25 protein-coding genes are annotated in these 22,302 nt (G+C 64.2%); 9 read left to right on the top strand and 16 right to left on the bottom strand.

The genetic code is table 11. The features are described from left to right. Positions 1 to 114: 114 nt before the first annotated feature. From ACG2LG_RS21455 to ACG2LG_RS21440, 4 genes are all read right to left on the bottom strand, one after another. Positions 115 to 585, bottom strand: coding sequence for a hypothetical protein (locus ACG2LG_RS21455; protein ID WP_396262520.1), 471 nt, complete (start codon positions 583 to 585; stop codon positions 115 to 117). Next, a complete protein-coding gene (locus ACG2LG_RS21450) occupies positions 582 to 1,247 on the bottom strand; it encodes an RHS repeat-associated core domain-containing protein (protein ID WP_396262518.1) in 666 nt (221 codons plus the stop codon). The genes ACG2LG_RS21455 and ACG2LG_RS21450 overlap by 4 nt, the downstream gene beginning before the upstream one ends. Positions 1,248 to 1,449: 202 nt before the next feature. Then, a complete protein-coding gene (locus ACG2LG_RS21445) occupies positions 1,450 to 1,719 on the bottom strand; it encodes a type II toxin-antitoxin system RelE/ParE family toxin (RefSeq protein WP_396262516.1) in 270 nt (89 codons plus the stop codon). Then, on the bottom strand, positions 1,716 to 1,913 hold the full coding sequence (locus tag ACG2LG_RS21440) for a hypothetical protein (RefSeq protein ID WP_396262514.1): 198 nt from the start codon (positions 1,911 to 1,913) through the stop codon (positions 1,716 to 1,718). The genes ACG2LG_RS21445 and ACG2LG_RS21440 overlap by 4 nt, the downstream gene beginning before the upstream one ends. Before the next feature lie 233 nt (positions 1,914 to 2,146). On the opposite strand from ACG2LG_RS21440, the gene ACG2LG_RS21435 reads away from it, so the two are divergent. After that, positions 2,147 to 3,163, top strand: a complete 1,017-nt coding sequence (locus tag ACG2LG_RS21435; RefSeq protein ID WP_396262512.1) for a tyrosine-type recombinase/integrase — start codon at positions 2,147 to 2,149, stop codon at positions 3,161 to 3,163. Positions 3,164 to 3,198: 35 nt separating this feature from the next. Here the strand turns inward: ACG2LG_RS21435 and ACG2LG_RS21430 are convergent, their stop codons facing one another. Continuing rightward, positions 3,199 to 4,848, bottom strand: a complete 1,650-nt coding sequence (locus ACG2LG_RS21430; RefSeq protein ID WP_396262510.1) for a choice-of-anchor Q domain-containing protein — start codon at positions 4,846 to 4,848, stop codon at positions 3,199 to 3,201. A 135-nt stretch (positions 4,849 to 4,983) separates the two neighbouring features. On the opposite strand from ACG2LG_RS21430, the gene ACG2LG_RS21425 reads away from it, so the two are divergent. Further along, positions 4,984 to 5,202, top strand: a complete 219-nt coding sequence (locus ACG2LG_RS21425; protein WP_396262508.1) for a hypothetical protein — start codon at positions 4,984 to 4,986, stop codon at positions 5,200 to 5,202. A 44-nt stretch (positions 5,203 to 5,246) separates the two neighbouring features. Next, on the top strand, positions 5,247 to 5,441 hold the full coding sequence (locus ACG2LG_RS21420) for a type II toxin-antitoxin system RelE/ParE family toxin (RefSeq protein ID WP_396262506.1): 195 nt from the start codon (positions 5,247 to 5,249) through the stop codon (positions 5,439 to 5,441). Between the two features lie 421 nt (positions 5,442 to 5,862). Here ACG2LG_RS21420 and ACG2LG_RS21415 read toward each other — a convergent pair whose 3' ends face one another. Continuing rightward, the gene (locus ACG2LG_RS21415; RefSeq protein WP_396262504.1) at positions 5,863 to 7,041 is read right to left on the bottom strand and encodes a 3-dehydroquinate synthase; all 1,179 of its coding nucleotides are present in this window, start codon (positions 7,039 to 7,041) and stop codon (positions 5,863 to 5,865) included. Between the two features lie 55 nt (positions 7,042 to 7,096). Between ACG2LG_RS21415 and ACG2LG_RS21410 the strand changes: the two genes are divergently transcribed. Then, positions 7,097 to 7,612, top strand: coding sequence for an NUDIX hydrolase (locus ACG2LG_RS21410; protein ID WP_396262503.1), 516 nt, complete (start codon positions 7,097 to 7,099; stop codon positions 7,610 to 7,612). A 78-nt stretch (positions 7,613 to 7,690) separates the two neighbouring features. Here the strand turns inward: ACG2LG_RS21410 and ACG2LG_RS21405 are convergent, their stop codons facing one another. The 6 genes from ACG2LG_RS21405 to ACG2LG_RS21380 all read right to left on the bottom strand — a co-directional run bounded on the left by ACG2LG_RS21405 (position 7,691) and on the right by ACG2LG_RS21380 (position 12,751). Next, the gene (locus tag ACG2LG_RS21405) at positions 7,691 to 8,644 is read right to left on the bottom strand and encodes an acetyl-CoA carboxylase carboxyltransferase subunit alpha (RefSeq protein ID WP_396262501.1); all 954 of its coding nucleotides are present in this window, start codon (positions 8,642 to 8,644) and stop codon (positions 7,691 to 7,693) included. 35 nt (positions 8,645 to 8,679) lie between these two features. Continuing rightward, positions 8,680 to 9,567 (bottom strand): LysM peptidoglycan-binding domain-containing protein, encoded by an 888-nt coding sequence (locus ACG2LG_RS21400; RefSeq protein WP_396262500.1) that lies wholly within the window; start codon positions 9,565 to 9,567, stop codon positions 8,680 to 8,682. 14 nt (positions 9,568 to 9,581) lie between these two features. Then, positions 9,582 to 10,118 (bottom strand): hypothetical protein, encoded by a 537-nt coding sequence (locus tag ACG2LG_RS21395; RefSeq protein WP_396262498.1) that lies wholly within the window; start codon positions 10,116 to 10,118, stop codon positions 9,582 to 9,584. 94 nt (positions 10,119 to 10,212) lie between these two features. After that, positions 10,213 to 10,455, bottom strand: coding sequence for an acyl carrier protein (locus ACG2LG_RS21390; RefSeq protein WP_396262497.1), 243 nt, complete (start codon positions 10,453 to 10,455; stop codon positions 10,213 to 10,215). 78 nt (positions 10,456 to 10,533) lie between these two features. Beyond that, positions 10,534 to 11,355, bottom strand: a complete 822-nt coding sequence (locus ACG2LG_RS21385) for a hypothetical protein (RefSeq protein WP_396262495.1) — start codon at positions 11,353 to 11,355, stop codon at positions 10,534 to 10,536. A 43-nt stretch (positions 11,356 to 11,398) separates the two neighbouring features. After that, entirely contained in the window at positions 11,399 to 12,751 is a 1,353-nt protein-coding gene (locus ACG2LG_RS21380; protein ID WP_396262494.1) for a TonB-dependent receptor, read from the bottom strand. A 111-nt stretch (positions 12,752 to 12,862) separates the two neighbouring features. Here ACG2LG_RS21380 and ACG2LG_RS21375 point away from each other — a divergent pair, with 111 nt between their 5' ends. The 3 genes from ACG2LG_RS21375 (at position 12,863) to thiS (ending at position 14,425) form a co-directional block, all read left to right on the top strand. After that, positions 12,863 to 13,015: a hypothetical protein gene (locus ACG2LG_RS21375; protein ID WP_396262492.1), complete on the top strand. Its 153-nt coding sequence runs from the start codon at positions 12,863 to 12,865 to the stop codon at positions 13,013 to 13,015. 70 nt (positions 13,016 to 13,085) lie between these two features. Then, on the top strand, positions 13,086 to 14,225 hold the full coding sequence (thiH, locus tag ACG2LG_RS21370; RefSeq protein ID WP_396262490.1) for a 2-iminoacetate synthase ThiH: 1,140 nt from the start codon (positions 13,086 to 13,088) through the stop codon (positions 14,223 to 14,225). Next, positions 14,222 to 14,425 (top strand): sulfur carrier protein ThiS, encoded by a 204-nt coding sequence (thiS, locus tag ACG2LG_RS21365; RefSeq protein WP_396262488.1) that lies wholly within the window; start codon positions 14,222 to 14,224, stop codon positions 14,423 to 14,425. The genes thiH and thiS overlap by 4 nt, the downstream gene beginning before the upstream one ends. Before the next feature lie 132 nt (positions 14,426 to 14,557). Here the strand turns inward: thiS and ACG2LG_RS21360 are convergent, their stop codons facing one another. From ACG2LG_RS21360 to ACG2LG_RS21350, 3 genes are read right to left on the bottom strand one after another with little or no spacing between them, the layout of a single operon-like run. Further along, positions 14,558 to 15,205 carry a vancomycin high temperature exclusion protein gene (locus ACG2LG_RS21360; RefSeq protein WP_396262487.1) on the bottom strand — a complete coding sequence of 216 codons (648 nt, stop codon included), beginning with the start codon at positions 15,203 to 15,205 and terminating at the stop codon, positions 14,558 to 14,560. Between the two features lie 2 nt (positions 15,206 to 15,207). Continuing rightward, positions 15,208 to 16,176: a diacylglycerol/lipid kinase family protein gene (locus tag ACG2LG_RS21355; RefSeq protein ID WP_396262485.1), complete on the bottom strand. Its 969-nt coding sequence runs from the start codon at positions 16,174 to 16,176 to the stop codon at positions 15,208 to 15,210. Then, entirely contained in the window at positions 16,173 to 16,745 is a 573-nt protein-coding gene (locus tag ACG2LG_RS21350; RefSeq protein ID WP_396262483.1) for a Maf family protein, read from the bottom strand. Before ACG2LG_RS21350 ends, ACG2LG_RS21355 begins: the two co-directional genes overlap by 4 nt. 89 nt (positions 16,746 to 16,834) lie before the next feature. Here ACG2LG_RS21350 and ACG2LG_RS21345 point away from each other — a divergent pair, with 89 nt between their 5' ends. Further along, on the top strand, positions 16,835 to 17,719 hold the full coding sequence (locus tag ACG2LG_RS21345) for a metal ABC transporter solute-binding protein, Zn/Mn family (RefSeq protein WP_396262482.1): 885 nt from the start codon (positions 16,835 to 16,837) through the stop codon (positions 17,717 to 17,719). A 375-nt stretch (positions 17,720 to 18,094) separates the two neighbouring features. After that, positions 18,095 to 20,842 (top strand): DUF6288 domain-containing protein, encoded by a 2,748-nt coding sequence (locus ACG2LG_RS21340; protein ID WP_396262480.1) that lies wholly within the window; start codon positions 18,095 to 18,097, stop codon positions 20,840 to 20,842. A 33-nt stretch (positions 20,843 to 20,875) separates the two neighbouring features. Here ACG2LG_RS21340 and hisD read toward each other — a convergent pair whose 3' ends face one another. Next, positions 20,876 to 22,162, bottom strand: coding sequence for a histidinol dehydrogenase (hisD, locus tag ACG2LG_RS21335; RefSeq protein ID WP_396262478.1), 1,287 nt, complete (start codon positions 22,160 to 22,162; stop codon positions 20,876 to 20,878). Positions 22,163 to 22,302: the final 140 nt, after the last annotated feature.

The following is a 22,302-nucleotide window of genomic DNA, read 5'->3' as shown; positions in this document are numbered from 1 at the left end:
GTCCGTGGCCAGAGTGACTGGCTACATCTTCTCTGTGAGACTCTTTCATTCTCTGTTCCAAGCCGGTTTATCCCGGCGCTTTCACTGACCCCTTTGATTTCCTCAGACCCACTTTCAATAATGATGCACTAGTATTCGTCCTCTGTCGTTTTGGTCGCTATCAGGAATGAAGTAGAATGTAGCACCCGAACGTTCCGAAGCTGCTTTGCCCTCGAATAGATATCCGCTTTGCCCAGCGGGGTCGAATTCTGAGGGAATCGGGCAGCAATGATTTAGATCAAGTCTATCACGATGAATCATCCATCCACCGCCTGTGCCTTTTCCGTTCCGAATTTCCAACTCCACGAATTCCTTCTTGAGGCCACTGAATGTGATCATTAATTCTCCCGAGATGCCAGAATGTGGAATTTCTGCGCATTTCGCGCTCCGGTTCTCCAAGGATCCCCAATCAAACTTGGAAGGTGATACCTGATTCAGTTCACAGGAATACACGATCATTTCGCGACAAGGACCGGGGTGAAACAATAAAGTGGCGGGCCAAGCTAACAAAGCAGCGGCAAAAACAGCCAAGAGGATCTTCTTCATTCTCCGATCAACAGACGCTCCCCTTTCCGTTCGTCTTTATAAGATACGATTGTGGAGAACTCAAGCGATAGAAACGCTTCTGGATACTGCCAAAACTTTTCCAACCAGTAAAAGGCATTGGATTTGTTGGGGTTAGTATCAATCGTATCATGCCATCGAAAGCTCAATCCGTCCTTAATGTACACCTTTGATCCACATTTTCTAAGCCACAGCAATCCAGATGAGTCCGTTGACTGCGCGGTGCCAAGCCAGAATCCCGCATACGAAACATCAAACCAAACGCGAATGTCGAAGGGGGTTGAGGTCGTCTCCCGAACAACATAGAACCCTTGAAAGCACTCTTCCAGTTGACCTAACAGTTGCAGGGCTTTATGGCGATAAAAACCATCCATATCAGCTTCAGTAAGAGAAGACATTGTCCCACTGTGGTCATAAAAATTAAACTTCTGAAGATCTAAGCCCAAAACCACTCCGGCAGCTTGGCTGACATAGGCTCGCCAATATCGCATTCCTACATAGTCTAGCCCCAGACGATCCCACCGGCTCACACCATCATTCCCGACGAATCCATACAGATTGTATCCGCCCTGTTCTCCAATCGGATCCCTAGATGGCCAACGGCCCGTCACTGGATCATACCAACGGTAACCGTATTCTGTCACTACGTCAGATTCGCGTCGTGACGGTTTCGAGGGTCCGGGTTGGAGAGGGAAGTATCCCATGCGGGGAAGTCAATACATGAAGTTCGGTCAGCGGGGAAGCTCGGAGTCGCGGTGCGGGATTCGTCGCGACGGCGTGAAGGCCATTTCGCTCAGCGCGGAGCCTGGCGGCTTCGGGCAGCGAGCGGAAGGAGCTTTCCACGGATCAATACACGTCGCCGCGGGGGCCGACGACCAAGACCTCGAGCAGCGCCTCGCCGTCGATTTCACCGAACTGGAAGATCGCCCGGTAGCTGCCGATACGCATACGGAAACAGCCCTCCCATTCGCCTTTCATCGCTCTGATGTTCGGATGGACGAGAACATCGTCAAGGGCTGCGACTTCTCCGAGGGCGGACTTGACCTGGCGCTTGCGGTCCTCGGGCATCCGCTTGAGATAGCGGACAGCGTGGCGATGATAGACGACGCGCCTCATGCCTCTTCGGCAGAGACGAAGGCCGAGCCGCGGCCGGCGGCGGAGTCCTCCCGGGCCTCCCGCAGCTCGCGGGCCTCCTCGTCGTCGAGGTCCAGGCCATACACCTCCACGAATTCCACGAACTGGGCGTACGGGATGATCACCTCGGTGGGATCGCCCTTCTCGTCGAGTACGAGCTTTCGAGTAATGGTCATGTCGGGATTCTACACCGCGCCGTGCGGTTCGTCAGGGTTTTGTTTTGCGGCAGTCAAAGGGCGGGCGCCCCCCGCTCCAGCGCTGGGAAGATGGTGGAGGGTTCGGAGTCTTTGGCGAGAGCGATGGCCTCGGACTCCCCGGCATCGAGGGAGAGCCGGAGACCGGCCCGAATTGGGTTCACTCCGCCCCAGCTGGTCCTATGCTGGCGGATGCTTCAACAAGGAGGCAAACCATGAAAAGAGACACGAAAGGAATCGAAAGGGCGCGCTCGATGCGTGATTGGCGGGAACACAAGGGCGGGCTGAAGCCGAAACCGGCCCCCTGCCTGGCAACACCCCTGGGTGCATTGCTTGAGGACTGGCTGGAAAGCCAGCGCGACCGGGGCTTGCGCCCGAGCAGCATCGCCACCCGGAAGGGGCATCTGCGGAGGTTTCTCCAGTGGTGCGAGCAGTTCGGAGTGACCAAGCCGGAATGGCTTTCGCGCGGCCTGTGCCGGGCGTGGCTGAGGTCGATCGACGAATCGCGCACCTCGAAGGGTGCTCCGTTCCGTGAGTCGACCAAGGAAGGCATGATCCGGGCGGTGAACACCTTCTGCGAGTATCTGGAGGTGAACCGGCGGATCGACGCCAACCCTTTGTCGGGCGTCGCGGTGCGACGCTGCCGGGGCCGGCGGCTTCCCAAGATCCTGGACGAGGATCAGGTCCGTTCGATCCTCGAGGCCCCGGATACCCGGGACCCCTTGGGAATCCGGGACCGGTCGATGATGGAGATGGCTTACGGCTCGGGGCTGAGGCGGCAGGAGGTCGTCGGCCTGGAACTCGGGGACCTTTCCCGGGACGGGGAGATGGTCGTGGTCCGTCGTGCGAAGGGCGGGCGTGAGCGGATCGTGCCCATCAGCCGTGCGGCCAGGGAGTGGGTGTTTGTTTATCTCCAACGGTCAAGGCCGCTCCTGGAGGTCGTCGGAAAACCGAGCGAGGGCCTCTACCTGACCGGCTATGGCGAACCCTTCTGCGCCGGGGCCTGGGGTCAAAGGGTCAAGCAGTACATGAAAGCGGCGGGGATCGACTGCCGGGGCGGGCCCCATCTGCTTCGCCACGCCTGCGCGACGCACATGCTGGAGCACGGAGCGGACCTGCGGACGATCCAGACCCTGCTCGGCCACTCCCGGATCGACACCATCGAGGTCTACACCCACGTCACGCCCGAGCGGCTGTGCCAGGTGCATCATCGCTCGCACCCGCGAGGGTGAACTCCCGGGGCGGGAGGACCGGACCGGAGTCGTCCCTATCGGCGGAAGCCTCGCCAATTCCGCAGCCACGGGAAGATCTCGGCCAGCTCGTCAAGGGTGGGTGGGCGAAACCGAACTCCCAGCTCCCTGATTTCCGTCGAGGTATTGCCCCGGCCGTCCCGGGCCGAAACCGTGAGCGTGAGGGTGTCGGCATCGACAACGATTTTCCGGTCCTCCGAACGGAAGTCGATCTGCTTTCCGTCCTCGACCGGAGTGCCCAGGACCGAGGTGACCACCGGCTCCGGGTCGCAGATGTCCTCGGCCTCGATCCTGACCACCAGGCTTTCCAGCAACTGCGTCTCGATCGTCTCGACGCGACGGCCCGTCCTCCCGTCCTCGAACCACGCCTCGATCACCGGCGGCGTGGTGTCGATCACATCGACCGACCCGGACCTCTCCAGGAGTTCATCCCCATCGGTCACCGCCTCCACGCGCACCTGATTGAGGCCCAGCGGAAGAAAGATCTCCGCCGGTGAGGCGGCGGCCACCTGCTGATCATTGACGAAGATTCTGAGGCTCTCCAGCGCCAGATCTTCCGGAACCGTGGGAGCGCTCACCGAAACGATTGCCCCTCCGGTGGTGTTGCACTCGTGCACGGTGCCCCCCTCGATCACCAGACCGACGACGGCTTTCCGCGTGAACTCGAAGGCACCGATGTCGCTGGTGGCCACCTTGTCGCCGTCTCCATCAAAGGGCCGGCTGTTTCCAAGGAAGTCGAACAGCGGAGCACTCATGTTGGTTCCCGTGTCGATCGCCGGCGAACCTTCGCGTAGCGTGAAGTCGCCAGCGGCTGAATCGGTGAAAAGCGGGTCGGCAGAGATATTGCCAGCCGTTCCGAGTGGCGATTCCGACGAACCGTAGTCCCGGCGATTGGCATGGACGAGATTGTTCTCCCAAGTCGGAAGATACTCGAGAGGCGGGGTCGTTGCTCCCGTGTCGTTCTCTGCGAGAATGTTGTTTCGCACGATGACCGTGGGGGAATTGACGCTCGACGAGAAAGGGCCAACCCGGATCCCAATCAGGTTGCGCACGAAGGTGTTGTTGATGCACTCGACGACCGCTCCGGGACGCCTCACATCGAGGTTGCAGGCAAGGCAGTTATTGTCGACGAAGACATTGTTCACGATCCTGGGGCTGGAATCGGGAATGGCTGCAACCAAGGCGAACGTCGCGCCATCCCGACTGCCGTTCCGGAAGACGTTGCGTTCGATCAAAGGTGATGCCGTCAGCAAGTTGACCGAGGCTCCGACGAGACCTCCGCCACCCCAGTTTCCATCGAACACATTGTCCGCGATGTAGGAATTCGCGCCAACCACCGTGAGCGCCCCTCCATCGGTGCCACGCCCGCCACTGATGGTGAATCCGATCAGCGCTCCAGCCGGCCCCATTTCGAACTTCGTCGTGTTCCGCACGTCGATGATGGTCAGTTCCGGGCCACCCGAACCGAATAGCTCGACATCCTTTCCGCGGAAGTCGATGTCGTTGGTGTAGGTGCCGGGAGCCACGACGATCCGGTCACCAGGCGATGCGGCATCGATGGCCGCCTGGATCGTCGGAAATCCGCCCGGAACCGCAAGATCCCCGGCAAGGACGTTGGAAAACAGGCTGGAGGCGACGAGGAGGCAGAGGCAACACGCGGGTTTCATGTTTCGGGCGGGATTCAAGCGGAGTTGATAGAAAACCCCGCGGTTCCCTGCAATCAAGAACGCCCGGCCCTGGAGGGTGACCCCACGGTGGAAATTCGCGCTGACTGAACGCCTTAAAGCGTGTAAGCTCGAACCATGAACATCACCCACCAGACCGTGATCGGAGAGGACGGGCAGCCGCAGGCCGCCATCATTCCGTGGAGCGTTTTTCTGGAGATCCAGAGCCTCGTGGATGACGGCAAGGCGACCGCTGAGGAGCTCGAAGCGATCCGCGAGGCCGAAGCCGACCGCGCGGCCGGGAACATGGACGCGTTCACCGACCTCAAGGACCTCAAGGCCGAGCTCTCGCTGTAAATGCGCCGGATTATCCTGCACCGTCGCGCGACCGGCAGGAACAAATGATCGCCGCCCTTGAGGACGTTGCCGCGCTCGACGACATCAACACCCATCCCGGAGTCCGCAAGCTCACCAACCAGGATGGCTGGTATCGGCTACGCGTCGGAGTCTATCGCGCCATCCTGAAGCCCCGTGGAGACGGCGAAGTCGAAGTGCTGTTCGTCGACTCCATCGGCCCGCGAGGCGACGCTTATTGAGGCGAGGGCATCCTTCCTGTGGCCGCATGAGCCCGAATGGCGCTTCCTTAAGCGGATCTCTCGATGGTCCCGAAGGGGCCACACATGAATAGCCGGGCGCTTCAGCGCCCGGAACCGGGGAGAGATGTTCCCCCGTCGGAAACCGACCGAACAGCACGAGCGCGCCCTGCAGAACCTGTATCGTCGGTTTCCGACGAGGGAGCTCGCTCGGCGACCACCGGGGACTCGAAGTCCCCGGCTACGGATGTTTCGTCTCTTCGGGACGCCCGACCCTATGGCTTAAGGAAGTGCCATTCGCATTAGCCCCATGGTCCGCAATGCAGGAAATCCCGTCCATTCCTAGTCCGAATTCTCCCATCGAGAGGCCCTTCCCGCCCCTGGAGCTGGAAAGCCGCCGTTTCACCCCCGAACCCAAAGGTGGCTACGAAACCCGGGGCGGGCTGTACTCGGCTCCGAGAGCCGCCGCGCGGCGCTTGAGATCATCGATGCAGGCATCGACCAGGCCTTCGTCCAGCGCGTGGACATCCTGGCCGCGGCCCAGATCACGGAGCAGCAGCACGGTCAGCTCGCCTCCCAGGTGCTCGCGGAATTCCTCGAGCCCCTCGTGCACCCGGCGCCGCCCCTTTGCATCGCGCAGGTCGAGCGCGTCGTGCCAGATCGGCACCCGCAGGGTGTCGAGGACGTCCATCACCCGCTCGGCATCGCATTCACGGAGCAGGCCGCAGCGGGCGGAGTAAAGCGTGTCGAGCGCCACGCCGATCGAGACGGCACAGGCGTGGCCCAGCGTGAAGTCACTGAGCTGTTCCAGCTTGTGGGCGGCCCAGTGGCCGAAGTCGAGCGGCCGGCTGCTGCCGGTCTCGAAGGGATCGCCGCCCTCGGCGATGTGCCGGGCATGGGCCAGGGCCGAGCGCTCGACGCACTCCTCGAAGGGCGCGCGCTCCAGTGCCGCCAGCGCCTCGATGTGGCGGCGGATCCACTGGAAGAATTCGGCATCCTTCACCAGCGACACCTTCACCGCCTCGATCAGACCGATCCGGCGCACGTCCTCGTCCTGGCTTTCGAGAAACTGGAAATCATTCACCACGGCGAAGGGCACCGCGAAGCTGCCGACCCAGTTCTTCTTGCCGAAGGCATTGATCGCGCACTTCACGCCGACGCCGCTGTCGTCCTGGGCGAGGGTGGTCGTGGGAAAACGCACCAGGCGGACGCCCCGGTGGGCGGTCGCCACCGCATAGCCCACCGCATCGAGAAAGGCCCCTCCCCCGATCGCCAGCACGTAGGAGTGACGGTCGATCCGCTCGTGGTCGATCGTTTGCCAGACCTCGCGCACCAGCACGTCGTCGACCTTCACCTCCTCGCCGCCGGGCAGGACCCGCAGGCCCCGCCAGTTGAAGCCGAGATCGGCGAAGTATTCACCGACCCGGCGCTTCAGTTCCGGCCAGGCGGCCGCCACCGCATCCTCCACCAGGACCAGCACCTTGCGGCCCCCGCCCTCCTCGAGAAGTTCGGCCACCAGGCGGTTCCCGGGCGCAAAGGCATCGCGGGTGAAACACACCCGGTGCTTGAAGCTGACGGGAATCTGGAAATCGTGGCGGGACATTGCGGCTGCGCGAAGCTCGACCCTTTACGTCGCACTGTCACTGATTCTTAGGCAAATGATCGAAACCCTCCATGAAACCCGCTGGCTCAAGTTGCAGCGCGATGGCCGCTGGGACTTCGTCCGCCGGCCGGACTCGGATCACGCCGTCGGCATTCTGGCGATCACTCCGCAGGACGAGGTCGTGCTGGTCGAGCAGCTGCGGATTCCGGTGCAGAAACGCACGATCGAGCTGCCGGCCGGGATCGTCGGTGACGAGCCCGAGCACCGCGGCGAGCCGCTGGCCGAAACCGCCCGCCGTGAACTCCTCGAGGAGACGGGCTACCGCGCCGGAAAGATCGAGGAGCTGGTCGTTTCCCCCACCTCCGCCGGCATGACCGCCGAGATCACCCATCTCTTCCTCGCCCGGGAGCTCGAGAAGGCGGGCGACGGCGGCGGGGTCGGCCACGAGGAGATCGAGATCCATCACGTGCCCCTCGCGGAGATCCGGTCGTGGATCGCGGCCCGGCAAGCCGGGGGAACGCTCGTCGACTTCAAGATCCAGGCCGCGTTGTGGGCGGCGGGGTTCAGCTGACTGTGGCGGCGGATTGTATCCGCCACGCCGATCATTTTCTTTTTTGGCGTGGCGGATGAAATCCGCCGCCACGATGGATCACCCCTCGGCCCACTCGCCGAACTGGCGGAACTTGTCGTAGCGCGCCTCGAGTAGCTGCTTCTCGGAAAGCTTGCCGAGGGCGGCCAGTTCCGTCTCCACGGCGGCGTGGAGTGCGGCGGCCGCGGCCTTGTGGTCGTGGTGGGCACCGCCCTGCGGCTCCGGCACGACGCCATCGATCAGGCCCAGCTTGAGCAGGTCGGGGGCGGAAAGCTTCATCGCATCGGCCGCTTCGGGGGCGTGCTTGCGGTGCTTCCACAGGATCGCCGCGCAGCCTTCCGGGCTGATCACCGAGTAGTAGGCATTCTCCAGCATCAGCACTCGGTCGGCCACGCCGATCCCGAGGGCACCGCCGGATCCGCCCTCGCCGAGCACCACCGCGACGATGGGTACCTTGAGCAGCATCATCTCGCGCAGGTTGTGGGCGATCGCCTCGGCGATGTTGCGCTCCTCCGCGCCGATGCCCGGGTAGGCGCCGGGCGTGTCGATCAGCGCCACGACCGGCAGCTTGAACTTCTCGGCCAGCTTCATCAGCCGCATCGACTTGCGGTAACCCTCGGGGTTGGCGCTGCCGAAGTTGCGCTTGAGATTCTCCTTGGTGTCACGGCCCTTCTGGTGGCCGACCACGACCACCCGGCGTCCGTTGATCCGGGCGAAGCCGCCGGGCATCGCCAGGTCGTCACCGATCCGGCGGTCGCCGTGCAGCTCGCAGAATTCGGAGAAGGCATGGGCGAGGTAATCGAGCATGAAGGGCCTCTGGGTATGTCGGGCGATCTGCACTCGCTGCCACGGAGTCAGGTTTTCGTAAATCTGCCGCCGCGTTTCGGCGAGCTTTCCTTCCATCGTGGAGATTTCTCCCGACATGTCGATCTCTTGGGAGTCCGCTTTCGCACGGAGCTTCTCGAGCTCGTTCTCGAGTTCGACGATCGGCTTTTCGAATTCCAGCAGCTGCATGAGTGAGGATGGGGAATCAGGACGGCAGGCACAGACTAAGGGGCCGTGGAGCGGATTTCCACCTCATTCCCCGGCCGGGTCAGAAGCGCGAGTTCCTCCATGTCCGCCGGATCGAGATAAAACCCCCGGGCCAGCACCTCCTCGTCGGCTTTCCCGGGCATGGCGGCAATGACCAGCGGCATCCGCTCGATGGTCAGGACCTTGGAGGCCCCGCGGTAGCCGTCCGATGCCTGGGTGAAGGCCCGGCCGCCGCTGACGGCCGTCTTCTTGGCGATCGTCGTCTTCTGGTCGCCGCCGGGGGCACCCACCACCGCCTCGAGCGGATACTCCTTGATGAAAACCCCGCCGTCCCAGAGCGACAGCGCCTCACGCTTCGGCTCGACCAGCAGGCGGAAATTCAGCGGCATGACGACGAGTTCGTCGCCGGGCTGGAGCGATTTGAGGTCCATGAGCCCGTTCAGGTAGAGGATCATGTCGAGGTTGGTCTCATGCTTGGCGGCGATCCCGAAGTATGAGTCGCCGCGGACCACGGTGTAGACCTCCTTGTTGGTCTTGTTCGCCTTGGAGAGAAGCTCGTCCAGGTTCATCTCGCCGACGATCCGCCGGGCCTCCGGGGCGGCCTTCGAGCGCGGATAGATGCTGACCACGGTCCGCAGGCGGTCGCGGGCATTCAAGAGGTCGCCCACCGCGATCAGCTCCCGGGCCTTCTCGAAGACCTTCATCCCGGGGTCGACCTCGGGCAGGTCGGAATTCCCCTCCGGCAGGGCCAGCATCGGCTTCGCCTCGAAGGTCACCGGCACCAGTTCGGCAAAAATCCCGTCCAAGGGTTCGTGGTGGACGTGCCGGACCATCAGCAGCGTGAAGACGGCGGCCGCTCCCACGGCCAATCCGGCAACGATCCTGACCAGCATCCAGAAGCTCATCCGGCTCCAATCATTCAGAGAAGTCCGCGCCGCTGGAAGTCGAAATGATTGATCGGTAGCGACGCCATGATCATGTCCAGGGTGAATTTCACCACCGAGACCTCCCAGGCGTCGTCCACGCCCTCGATGACGGCCTGCGCCGGGTTCCCGGTCCGCCGTGCATCCTCCATGACCCGCGCGCGGACCTCGTCCAGCGAGTCGTGCACCAGCTCCTCGGTCACCTTTCCACGGGCGAAGCGAAATCCGTAGTTGAGGAAGGCCATGTCCTTCCCCTGCTCGCGCATCTTCTCGATCATGCGCTCGATCCGGCCGCGTGCCTTGTCGTCGAAGCCTTCGAACTCGAGGTCCTGATAGGACTCGGGCTTCACCAGCCGCGGGCGCACCGCCTCGATGTCGCCGCTACGGATCCGGATCTGCCCGGCGGAGTCCATCAACTCGCTGAGCAGCAGGAACTCGAAGCGGGTGTCCCCGAAGGTGTCGATGCGACGATCCGGCGGCCGCAGGACGCGGGTCGTCTCCATCGCATACTGGACGTCGTCGGGTGAATGCATGCCAGAGGGTCGCCCACGCGGGGACGAACGCAAAGAAAACGGGCGGAACCGGTGGGATCCGGAGCCGCCCGCTGGAAAATCAGTGGAATGCGTCTCAGCCCTTGGCGCTCTCGACGTACTTGATGACGTCGCCGACCGACTGGAGCTTCTCGGCCTCCTCGTCGGGGACCTCGATCTCAAATTCCTCCTCGAACGCCATCACGAGCTCAACCGTGTCCAGCGAGTCGGCACCGAGATCCTCGATGAATTTGGCTTCCGGGTTCACTTGGTCGGCATTCACGCCGAGCTGGTCGACGATGATGTCCTTGACGCGGTCTTCGATGCTCTTGTCAGACATGGTTGTAATTGAAGTGGTTGGGTGCCGAAGGGGATACGCGATGCGGCGGGTTTTTGGCAACCCCGAAAAAAACCGACCTCAGCCGCCCTGCTCCGGGCTATCCGCCGGGGGCTCCTCCACATCCTCGTAATCGATCAATTCCCCGGAAAACCCCGCCTTGAGCTTCTCCATCAGCTTTTCCGCCGGCTGGCCGTCCTCCTCCCGGAAGCCGCCGTAGGTCAGCCCGTCGATCCGGATCCTGCGCTCGCCGCCCTTGCCGTCCTCGGCCCACGCATAGGCCAGGCCCTTGCTCTGCCAGCGGCGGAGGTCGAGACGCTTCAGGTCCTTCACATCCACCGGCCGGCCACCCGCCGGCTGGAAGGTGCTGCCCTCCAGCACCACTTTCCGGGACAGCGTCCTCAAAAGCACGAAAAGCGCCCCGAGGAACAGGACCAGGCAGATCCAGAACACCACCCACTGCTCGAAGATCTTCTTGGCCGAGTAGGGCTGCTCCGGCGCGTCGTGCTTGAGCCCGGCCTCGTCCCGGTAGCGGTCGAAAATCTGCGCCTGCCAGTTGCTCATCCCCGCCTCCATCACCTCGGGGTCGCCAAGCAGTGCCGGCCAGCGAAGGTCCTCGTCGGTCCCCTCCGGCAGGGTCGTCATGTCCGGTTTGCCGACGAAGACCCGCTGCTTGGCCGCATACTCGCGCCACTCGGAGGGGCTCATCGTCCCCTTCGACTCGCCATACTCCGCGACCGCCCGCTCGACCGCCCGCTTGATGTGGTAGGAATAGTTCTTGTCGCGATAGCCCCAGCGACCGTCCTTGTAGAACAAGGCCGCAAAGATCCCGAACATCAGCAGCATCGCCACCGCACGCAGCAGAAACCAGGAGGTGGGTTTGCAGACGATTCGCTCGCTCATCGGATCACAAGAAGAGAACCCGCATCCCGCCTCTTGGCAAGCTTCAGCCTGCAGGCACGAACTCCTTCCACTGCGCGTCGCCTGCCTGCTTCATCCGCTCGATGTCGCGGCTGGTGAACTTGAGCAGCGCCTCGTTGCCGCAGGGCACGTCCATGATCAGCCCTCCATCGAGGAAATACTGGTAAAGATGCCGGTATTCCTCGGGGGCCTTGAAATTGCGCGCCGTCACCAGCTCGCCGCTCCTGCGGTTCTTCCAGGGATAGACGTAGAGCCGCACCTGGTTCTTGAAGAGCCGGCCGAAGGATTCCAGCAGGCCGCCTTCGAGATGCTGACTCCACTTCGGCTTGAAGAGCTCGTTCAACAGCCCGATCGAGAGGATCACCCCCACCGGTTCCGCCGTGTAACGGCTCAGCACCCCGATGATCCGGTAGAATTCCGGGCAGTCCGAAATGAGGACGTGCTTGCCCAGCGCCTCGAGCGCATCGACCCGGTCGAGGAAGTCGAGGTGGTCGATCTCGCCCCCGCCCCGCAACAGGTTGTGCATCGTGATCTCGCACAGGTCGATGACCTCGTCCAAACCGCCGTGGTCCCCGCCCACGAACAGCTCGCGGGAGCGGTCAAGCATGTCGAGGTGGAGCTTGGTCACCGGATCGAAGCTGCCGCGCAGCAGCAGCAGGTTGCGCCGGTAGAGCACCTCGGCCGGCTGGACCACCTCGCCATCCGGCAGGAACATCGCGGCATCGGTCAGGCCACTCTGGACGAGCTGCAGCGAGCACAGGCGGTTGTCGATGAAGCTGAAGTCCGGGCCGAAGAATTTCAACATGTCAACCTCGACCCGCCGTCCCGGCAGATGCTCGACCAGCGCCGCGGTGAATCCGTCCAGGCTGTCGCGCTGGTGGAACGCCGCATGGATCATGTTCACCCCGAGGATCCCGAGGGCCTCCATCTGTTCGGAGTTCTCGTCGTCGAGCAGGCGGATGTGGATCAGGATGTCGTTCGGCTCGCCACCCGGACGGAGTTGCAGGCGGATTCCCAGCCAGCCGTGGCACTCGCCGTCGTCCTGGTAGCCCCGGGCGCGCACCGTGTTGCAGAAGGCGAAGAAGGTCGAACGATCGCCGCGCTCGGGAGCCAGCCGCTCGGTCAGGAGCCCAAACTCGTGATCGAGCATCGAGCTCAGCCGCTGCCGGGAAACGTAACGCCTGGCGTCGCCGTAGATCGCATCGCTCATCGTCATGTCGTAGGCCGAGATCGTCTTGGCCACCGTGCCGGCCGAGGCGGAGGCCCGGAAAAACCAGTTCGCCACCTCCTGCCCGGCACCGATCTCGGCGAAGGTGCCGTAGATCTCCGGGTCGAGATTCAGGGCGAGGGCTTTCTCGTAAGTCGTGAGCTGTGGCATTGCGTGGGGAAATCGGGCTCGGTGTTCCTGCAGGGCCCCGGGTCGTTCGGGATGCCGTGCTTTTCAACCGATATGCCTTGCAACCAAAGGGCAAAGTGCAAGCTTTGCCGCATGAAATTTGCCGGTGGTTTTCTGGTTGTGGCGACGCTTGTGCTTTCGAGTTGCACCGATCCGGCGCGCCCCCCGGTCCCCGAGGCCTTCGAGATCGAGCAAACCAACCGCTTTGAGTTCGAGAAGCGCCAAGACGACAAGACCTGGCGCTGAGCCGGGTCTGCCGGAAGCCCCGATCGGTTTTTGACCTTTCGCCTCTCGCGATGGAGAGTGGCCGTGCCCGATGGCATTCTCGGAATCATTCGACAAACTCCTCGACCGGCCCACCCCGCTGATGCGGCGGCTTGGACGGCTGATCGAGCCGTGTGAGGACTCCCGGCTGGAAGCGCTCGCCCGCGAATCCGCGACCGCCACCCGCCGCCACTTCGGGCGGACGATGCGGCTCTTCGCCCCGCTCTACCTTTCCAACGAGTGCGTCAACAACTGCTCCTACTGCGGCTTTTCCCGGAACAATCCCATCCTCCGCACGACCCTCTCGGTCGACCAGGTGGTGGCCGAGGCCAAGCACCTCCACGGGCTCGGATTCCGCAACCTCCTGCTGGTCGCCGGCGAGCACCCGAAGTTCGTCTCGGACGGCTATCTCCAGGAGTGCCTTGATGCGCTGCGCCACTTCATCCCGACGCTGGCGATCGAGGTCGGCCCGATGGAGGACGACCAATACGGCGAGATCGTCGCCCATGGAGCCGAAGGACTGGTCGTCTATCAGGAAACCTACCACCGGGAAACCTACGGCCAGCTTCACACCGCCGGCCCGAAGAAGCACTTCGACTGGCGGCTCGACTGCCCCGAGCGCGCCTACCGCGGCGGCTTCCGCCGGATCGGAATCGGTGCCCTCTTTGGCCTGGCCGACTGGCGGCATGAGGCGATCGCCCTCGCCGCCCACCTCGAATACCTGCTCAAGCACTGCTGGAAGGCGCACTTCACGATCGCCTTCCCGCGCATGCGCCCCTACGCCGGCAACTACCAGTACGAGCCGGACCCCGATCTTTTCCTCTCGGACCGCGCGCTGGTCCAGCTCGTCTGCGCGTTCCGGGTGTGCTTCCCCCAGGTGGGCATCGTGCTTTCCACCCGCGAACCCGCCCGCCTGCGGGACTCGCTGGCCCCGCTCGGCGTGACCATGATGTCCGCCGGCGCCCGCACCGAGCCCGGCGGCTACACCGGCGCCGGCCACGACGACCTCCACCTCACCGTCCGCGGACGCCGCGTGGAACTGGACGAGCGCACCGGCTGCGAGCGGGCGACCGAACAGTTCGCCATCAACGACAACCGCGGCCCCGCCGAGGTGGCGGAAATGCTCCACGGCAGGGGCCTGGACCCGGTCTGGAAGGACTGGGACGAAGCCATCCTCACTGCAACGCCATGACGCTCACCCTGAATGGAGAGGCCCGGACCTTCGAGGCGGACTCACTCGCGCTCGAAGACCTGCTCAAGCAACTCGACCTCGCCGGCCGACCGGTGGTCGTCGAGCACAACCGCGAACCGGTCCTGCCCGGAGCCTACGCGGGGGTCACCCTGAACGACGGCGACTCCCTCGAGATCGTCCGCATCGCGGCGGGTGGTTGAAGGAAAGATCGTCGAAGGTCTGAAGTCCCAAGGTCGAAAGTCCTTCTACTCAGACATTTCGAACCATGCCACCCGCGTGGCCGGTTCGGACCTTTGACTGTCAGACCTTCGACCTTCTGACCGATTGATTTTCTAACCCGGCAGCTCCTCCTTGTCGCCGTAGTGCCGGGGCTCGGTGCCCAGCACCCGCACGTCGAGCCACATCTTCACCCGGGCTCCGATCTCGCGGAGCTTGGTCTTCAGGCCACCCTGTCCCTCCACATCGCGCGCATTGAAGCCGACGTAGTCGAGCCCCTTCGCCTTGGCGAGGTAGGCGGCGCGCTCGTTGTGGAACTTCTGGGAAATGAAGGTGACTTTCCGGACTCCGAACACCTCCTTGGCGCGATAGACCGTGTCCAAAGTACGGAACCCGGCGTAGTCCGCCACGATCATCTCCCTCGGCACCCCGGCCTCGACCAGCGCATCGGCCATGTACTCCGGCTCGTTGTAGTTGCGGTTCTCGTTGTCGCCGGAGACGAGGATGCAGCGCAGCTTGCCCGCCTTCCACAGCTCCGCCGCGGCATCGATGCGGTAGCGGAAGTAAAGGTTCTCCCGGTCGCCGATCCAGGGACTGGTCCCGAACACCAGGCCCACGCGATCCCCCGGCACTTCCGCCACCTTCTCGTAGAGCCGCCCCTTGCCCGCCAGCACGGCGGCGAGATTGGCCCACGCCACGGCGATCAGCCCAACGGCCACCACCGCGACCGTCACCCACAACACCTTCCGGAAGCGGCGGGACATCTTCAACCCTGCGGGCCTCCCACCGTCTTCTTCGTCCATGCCATCATGGACTTCATCGCTTCCTCGAAGCGCGTGCCGATCGGCTTCTTCGGCGCCAGCACCCGCAGCCTCTCCGGATGATCATCGCCGAAGCAGACCTCGGTGGTGCGTCCGATCAACTCCCCGTCGACCTCCAGCGGCACCTCGCGGTCCGCCGTCACCTTCAGCGTCCGCGATTGGAAATACGCCACGGTGGACTTGTCGAAATCGACCTTCCCGAGGACGCCGCGCAAGGAGTCCAGCACCAGCTTGTAACCCGCCTCCTTGAAGACGAGCACGTCGAGCTTGGCATCCTGGTTGTCGGCCCGGTGGAACAACTTGATCTGCCCGCCGTAGAGCGAGCCGTTGCCTGCGAGTACCGCCACGCCCTCCTCCCGCTGGCCGTCGTCGCCGATCGCGACCATGCGCGGGGGCTTTTCGCCGAGCACCTTCACCGCCGCCAGCAGGTAGGCCAGCGGACCCAGCACCTTCTTGGTCTCCCAGGTCGTCTCCTCGATCACCTGCGCATCGAAACCCACGCCCGCCATCTGCACGAAGGGCGTGCCGTTGGCCTCGAACAGGTCGACCTCCTTCACGTTGCCCTCGAGGATCACCTCGAAGGCGCGGTCGAGGTTGTCGTAGGGAATGCCCAACTCCCGCGCAAAGACGTTCATCGTCCCCGTCGGCAGCACCCCGAGCGCGGTCTTCGAACCCGCCAGGCCCTGGACCACGGCATTGAGGGTGCCATCGCCCCCGGCCGCGATCACGATCGGCTCGCCATCGGCCGCGAACTTCGCCGCCAGCGCATGCGCCTCCTCGCCGGAGCGGGTGGCGTAGAGGGCCAGCCCCGCCGCGTTGTCCATCAGGAACTCCAGCGCCCGCCGACCGCGCTGGCTGCGGGCCTTCGGGTTGAAAAGCACCGGATATCTCGGTGGCAGAATCATCGTCGTCATTCAACGCTTCCAAGCACCCCGCCGCAAGCACCGAGGACGCCGAGCACCCGCGCCACCGGCAGGCCCATCACGTTGTCAAAGGCACCGTCGATCGACTCGACCAGCATCTCGCCGTGCTCCTGGATGCCGTAGGCGCCCGCCTTGTCCAGCGGGTCCACCTGCTGGAAATAGGCCTCGATCACCTCGTCGCCGAAATCCCGGAACCTCACCCCGGTCTTCTCGTGGAAACGCTCCGCGCTGCCATCGGGAAAGACCACGCAGACGCCCGTACAGACGGTGTGCTCACGGCCGGACAGGCGCCGCAGCATCGTCCTCGCCTCATCGAGGTCGGCCGGCTTGCCGAGCGGCTCGCCGTCGATGTGAACCAACGTATCCGCCCCGATCACCGCCGCATCCGCCAGCGCCACCGCCCGGGCCTTCAATTCGGCATTCCGCTCGCACAGTTCGTCGAGCGCCAGCGAAGCATCATGCAGTTCCTCAGCCGGCGAGGGCATCACCTCGAACTCCAGGCCGGCGTGCGCAAGAAGTGCGCGCCGCCGGGGCGAGCCCGATGCCAGAATGATCTTCACCCCGCTTCCCTAGCCCGCCCCGGCATCCACGGCAAGCCCCGCTAACGCAAATCACTTGCGTTTTCAGAAAAACGAGGCATCGTCGCGGCATGAAACTTTCCATTGCGATTCTCGGGCTGCTGGCCGTGGCCTGCACGGCCGCCGAGTTGAAAGTGGCCACGCTCCATCCGCTGCTGGCCGATCTCGCCCGCGAAGTCGGTGGACCCCGCGTGGAAGTCGTCGAGCTGCTCAACGAGACCGATGACCCCCACCACTTCGAGCCCACGCCCGACAAGCTTCGCGCCGCCGTCGGCATGGACCTTTGCCTGGCTTCGGGAAAGGGCCTCGAGAGCTACCTCCCGGCCCTGCGCAACATCCTCGGCGAGGACACCCGCCTGATCGAGGTCGGCGCCACCATTCCCTCCCTCGAAGGCGGGTGTAACAATCCGGATCACCATCACGAGGGCGAACTCGATCCCCACTGGTGGCACTCCATCGATGCCTTCCGGCGCGCCGCCACCGCCACGGCCGAGGCTTTCGCCGAGGCCGATCCGGACAACGCCGACGCCTACCGCAACCGTGCCATCGCCTACCGCGCCAATCTCGACGCGCTCGAGCGCTGGACCCGCCGCCAGGTGGCCCGCATCCCGGCCGATCGCCGCGTGCTCGCCACCGCCCACGCCGCCTTCGGCTACTTCTGCCACGACTTCGGCTTCACCGCCCTGCCCGTCCAGGGGCTCAACCGCGAGCAGATGCCCGATGCGCAAAGCCTGGCCGAACTCGTCGACAGAATCCGGGAGTCCGGCATCCCCGCCATTTTCCCCGAGGACACCTCCAATCCAAAGATCCTCCAGACCCTCGCCAGCGACATCGGGGTGAAAATCGCCGCTCCCCTCATCGCCGACGGCACCACCGCCGAGAGCTACGAGGCGATGGTCCGCCACAACGTGACGACGATCGTCGCGGCCCTCGGGCCGGAGCGCGCCGGCGAGTGAGTCCGGTTCAGGGATTCGCGCCTCCATGAGGAGGCCGCCAGCCCCCGGGCTGGCGATCCTGTCGCCCTGGGGATAACCCTGGCTTCCCTCCCTTTGAGAAATCGGGCGAAGATTCGTCCGGAAAACAAGTGAGGGGCGATAGATCGATTCGGACAGGCACGGGAGGGGAAAAATCCCGATCTGCCCGAAGACTTCAAACGGACGGTTTGTGAGATGATGGACCGCATGCGGAATTTCGAGAAGTAACGAACGAGAGACTGAAGGGTTTCCTTGGAACCCGCCTGCACCCCGGTGATCCGGCGTCGGGGTCAGGTCCGGTAGCCGGGCGGGAAAATCGACTCGGCTTTCCGCCGCAAACACCCTTCACTGGCGTCGATGAGCGCCAAGCACCCACTTCTTCCGCGACTCGCCAGCGCCTGCCTGGCCCTCCTTGCCTTCGCCCCCGGCGCGGGGGCGCAGAATGAGGAGTCCTACTACTCCGACAATGTCTCGATGCGGACCTTCAATCCGTATCCGAACGACGTCGGCCGCGGCAACCGTCCCTGGCTGGTGCGCAACTTCGGCCCCGTCGGCATCGGCATCAACCTGGTGCGCCCGGGCATGACGATGCAGATCCACAATGTGGAAGAGGGATCGCCCGCCGCCGCCACCGGGAAGCTGAAGAAGGGCCAGATCATCGAGAGCATCAACGGCACCGTCCTCAAGGACATCGACCCGCGCATCATCCTCGGCGACATCATCACCGAAGCGGAAGCCACCGACGGCAAGGTGGTCCTGAAGATCAAGGACGAAGGCAGCGTCACCGTGCCCATCCCGGTGATGGGCCGCTACAGCGAAACGTGGCCGCTCAACTGCCCGAAGTCGGACAAGATCGTGCGCGGCCTGGCGGACCTCCTCGCCAAGGAAGAGAAGCCGCAATGGGGATCGGTGATTTTCCTGCTCTCGACCGGTGAGGAGAAGGACCTCGAGGTCGTCCGTGGCTGGATGAAGGGCATCGAGACCATCGGCGGGATGAACTGGGAGAAGGGCTACAAGGGATGGGGCCTCTGCGAGTACTACCTGCGCACCGGCGACCAGAGCGTGCTGCCGGTGATCAAGAGGATGACCGAGGAGTTGAAGCAGCACATGTACAGCGGCGGCTGGAGTGGACGCGGCGCCCCCGCCGCTTTCACCTACTCGACCGGCACCGGCCAGGTGCATGCCTCGGGCGTTCACTGCATGACCTTCCTGCTGCTGGCCAAGTTGTGCGGCGTCGAGGTCGACGAGTACATGTTCGACGAGGCCTTCCGGCAATTCTACCGCTTCGCCGGCCACGGCAACGTCGCCTACGGCAACACGCTTCCCGAGGGCGGCTTCCGCGACAACGGCAAGACCAGCGGTCTGGCGCTCGGCCTGGGCGCGGCGGCAATGATCTCGGCCGAAGGTGAAGACTCGGTCTTCGCCAAGGCGCGCGACAACTCCGCGATGAAGGCCTTCTATGCCACCAACTGGTTCCACGCCGCCCACACCGGCGGCGGCATGGGCGAGATCTGGCACCACACGGCGATGAACCAGATGCGCGAGAAGCGCCCGGTCCAGTACCGCTCGTATTTCGACACGCGGCGCTGGGTGATGGAGCTTTCGCGCCGCCACGACGGCAGCATCGGCATCGCCGGCATGGACGACCGCTACGACCGCTCCGCCACCGAGGCCAGCGGCAACCGCGCGTGGGGCACCTACTTTGCGCTGACCTACACGCTGCCGCGCAAGCACCTGCAGCTCTTCGGCGCGCCGCGCAGCAAGTGGGCGAAGAGCATGCCCCTGCGACGCCCGTGGGGAAACGCCGCCGACGACGCCTTCCACTCCATCGAGCCGATTCCCGGCGGCCCCCTGACCATGGACGACCTCCTGAACGAGAAGGTCGGGACCGACTGCTCCGTGGGGGTGATCACGAGGCTTGGCGCCGCCGAGGTGAGCGACGAACTGCTGCTCAAGTACATCCACCATCCCGAATACGGCCTGCGTACCATCGCGATGGATCAGGTGGTCCGGCGCGGCAAGGCACACATGATCCTGCCTCTGTTGAAATCGAAGGACCCCCGCCTGCGTCATGCCGGCCTGCTGGCGATCACCGGCATGTTCAAGGGGCGACCGCTGCCAGACGACCAGGTGACACCCGAAATGTTCGCGGAAGTGAGCAAGATGGTGAACGACCCGGACGAGGCATGGTGGGTCGCGTTCTACGCCATCCAGGCGCTCGCGCGGGCCGACAAGGACTTCATCGCCCAACACCGCGACCGGTTGCTGGAGTTCCTGCAGGGCTACAAGAGTCCCTATCTGGAAACCGAGGCGGTCTGCACGCTGGCGAAGATCGCCACCGAGCCTGAGCACTACAAGATCGTGTTGCCCGCCATTCTTGAGAAGACCACGGCCTTCCGCGTCGACTCGGCATCATGGCGAAGCTCCTCCGCGATCGCCAACGCCCTCAAGGGTGCCTCACCCGAGGTGAAGAAGTTCGCCGAACCCCTGGCCGAGGTCGCCTACCAGAGCATCCCGAGCGTGCTCACCGAACCGAACACCGGGGCCATCATGAACCGGGGGGCCAAGACCGTCCGCTCGCGCATCGGCGACATCCTGAGAACCGTTCCGGGCGGCGAGGAATTCGTCCGGCAGATCCCGAAGACCACCCTCGAGTCCTACATCAGCGGCAAGGACTCCGACAAGTATGCCTACAGCGGCGAGTTCACGCCGAACGACAAACTCGTCGGCACCTGGGCCTGGGCCGTCTGGCCGAACCCGAAGAAACCCTCGGAGATCGACACGTGCATCGAGAACTTCGTCAAAAGCCACAAGGGCAACCCGCCCGCCAAGATCGAGAAGCCCAAGGACCTGCTCGTCTTGAAGGACGGCGGCAAGGTCGAGAGGTCAGGGTTCTTCCGCGGCTACTTCTGGTCCGGCAATTGGCTGATCGGCGTCAACGACGACCAGGCTCTCAAGATGGGCGTCCGGACCATCGCCGGTCGCGATTTCCTCATCGTCGAAAAGGGCGGCTTCAACGCCGTGCCGAAAACCGAGGAGGAGGCCACGGCCAAAGTCCCCGACGACTTCCACTGCGGCTACCACGTTTACATGCGCCAGCAGTAGCGGGACCGCCCCACCGGGGCGCGCCCCTCCCCCTCACTCACACCGGATCGAAACCGACCGGCCGTGGGCGTCGAGACCTTCGATCCGCGCGAATTCCTCGACGACTTCGCGGGACCTGGCGACCGCCTTGGCATCCATGGTCACGATGCTGGTGCGGCGCTGGAACTGGTCGGCGCGCAGGCCGGAAAAGGAACGCCCGGCTCCGCCGGTCGGCAGGGTGTGGCTCGGGCCGGCGAGGAAGTCGCCCACCGCCACCGCCGCAAGGTTGCCGACGTAAATCGCGCCCGCCGTGCGGACTTGCTTGAGCCACTTCCTCTCGTCCTCGCAGATCAGCGAAAGGTGCTCGGGGGCGAAGTCGTTGGCGATCGCCACGCCGTCGGCAAAGTCCTTCACCACCACCACGAAGGCACCCTTCTTCAGCACCTCGGCGATGTAGTCGGCGCGTGACAGTTCCTTGAGTTGACGCGCGATGGCTTTCTCAACCTTGGTGACCAGCGCCTTCGAGTCGGTGACGAAGCCGATCACGCTGTCACCGCCGTGCTCGGCCTGGGCCAGCAGGTCGGCGGCGATGAAATCGGGGTTGCCCGACTTGTCGGCGAGGACCAACACCTCGCTGGGTCCGGGCAGCAGGTCGATCGACACCGCCCCGACGAGCTGCCGCTTGGCCTCGACGACGAAGCGGTTCCCGGGGCCGAAAATCCGATCCACCGGACGGATGGTGCTCGTCCCCAGCGCCATGGCGGCCACACCCTGGGCGCCGCCCACCTTGATCACCTCGCTCACGCCCGCCGCCTGGAGGGCGTAGAGCAGCTCGGGATTCACCTTTCCATCCGGACCGCAGGGTGTCGCGGCCAGCACCTCGGGCACCTTGGCGGCCCTAGCGAAGCCGGCGGTCATCAGCGCGGTCGAAACCAAAGGCGCCTTGCCGCCCGGCACATACACGCCGACGCGATCGAAAGGCGTGAAGCGCTCGCCGACGCGGGCGCCCTCGGCGTTCCGGTAGGACCAGTCCTTGCGCAGGCTGCGCTTCGCGAATTCGGTGATGTTGCGGAGGCTCGCCCGCACCGCCCGCTTGGTCGAGGGAACGACCGCCTTCTTCGCCTCGGCGAATTCCTCCTCACTGACGAACAACTCGCGCGGCTTCAGGGTGACCTTGTCGAACTTCGCCGCGTAGTCGATGAGCGCCTTGTTCCCGCGCTTCGAAACGTCGGCAATGATCCCGGCAACCGTGTCGCGAACCTCGTCGCCCGGCAGTGCCCGGCGCCTCAGGGAGCTGACGAATCGATCGTAGCCACGGTCGCGGAAGGTGACGATTTTCATGGGCCGCAACCTGCCGCCGGGAGCGGCATTGGCCAAGTGCGTTTTGTGATAGGGGTAGGGACGGCGCATTGGCTTGCGCCGCCCCTCCCTTCGAACCGGACGTGCGGATCTCCCGCATCCGGCTGTCCAGTCAGCGGTTT

This window comes from Haloferula sp. A504 (assembly GCF_044385805.1).
Taxonomy (GTDB): Bacteria; Verrucomicrobiota; Verrucomicrobiia; order Verrucomicrobiales; family Akkermansiaceae; genus Haloferula.
This window is presented reverse-complemented; position numbering and strand designations above follow the sequence as displayed.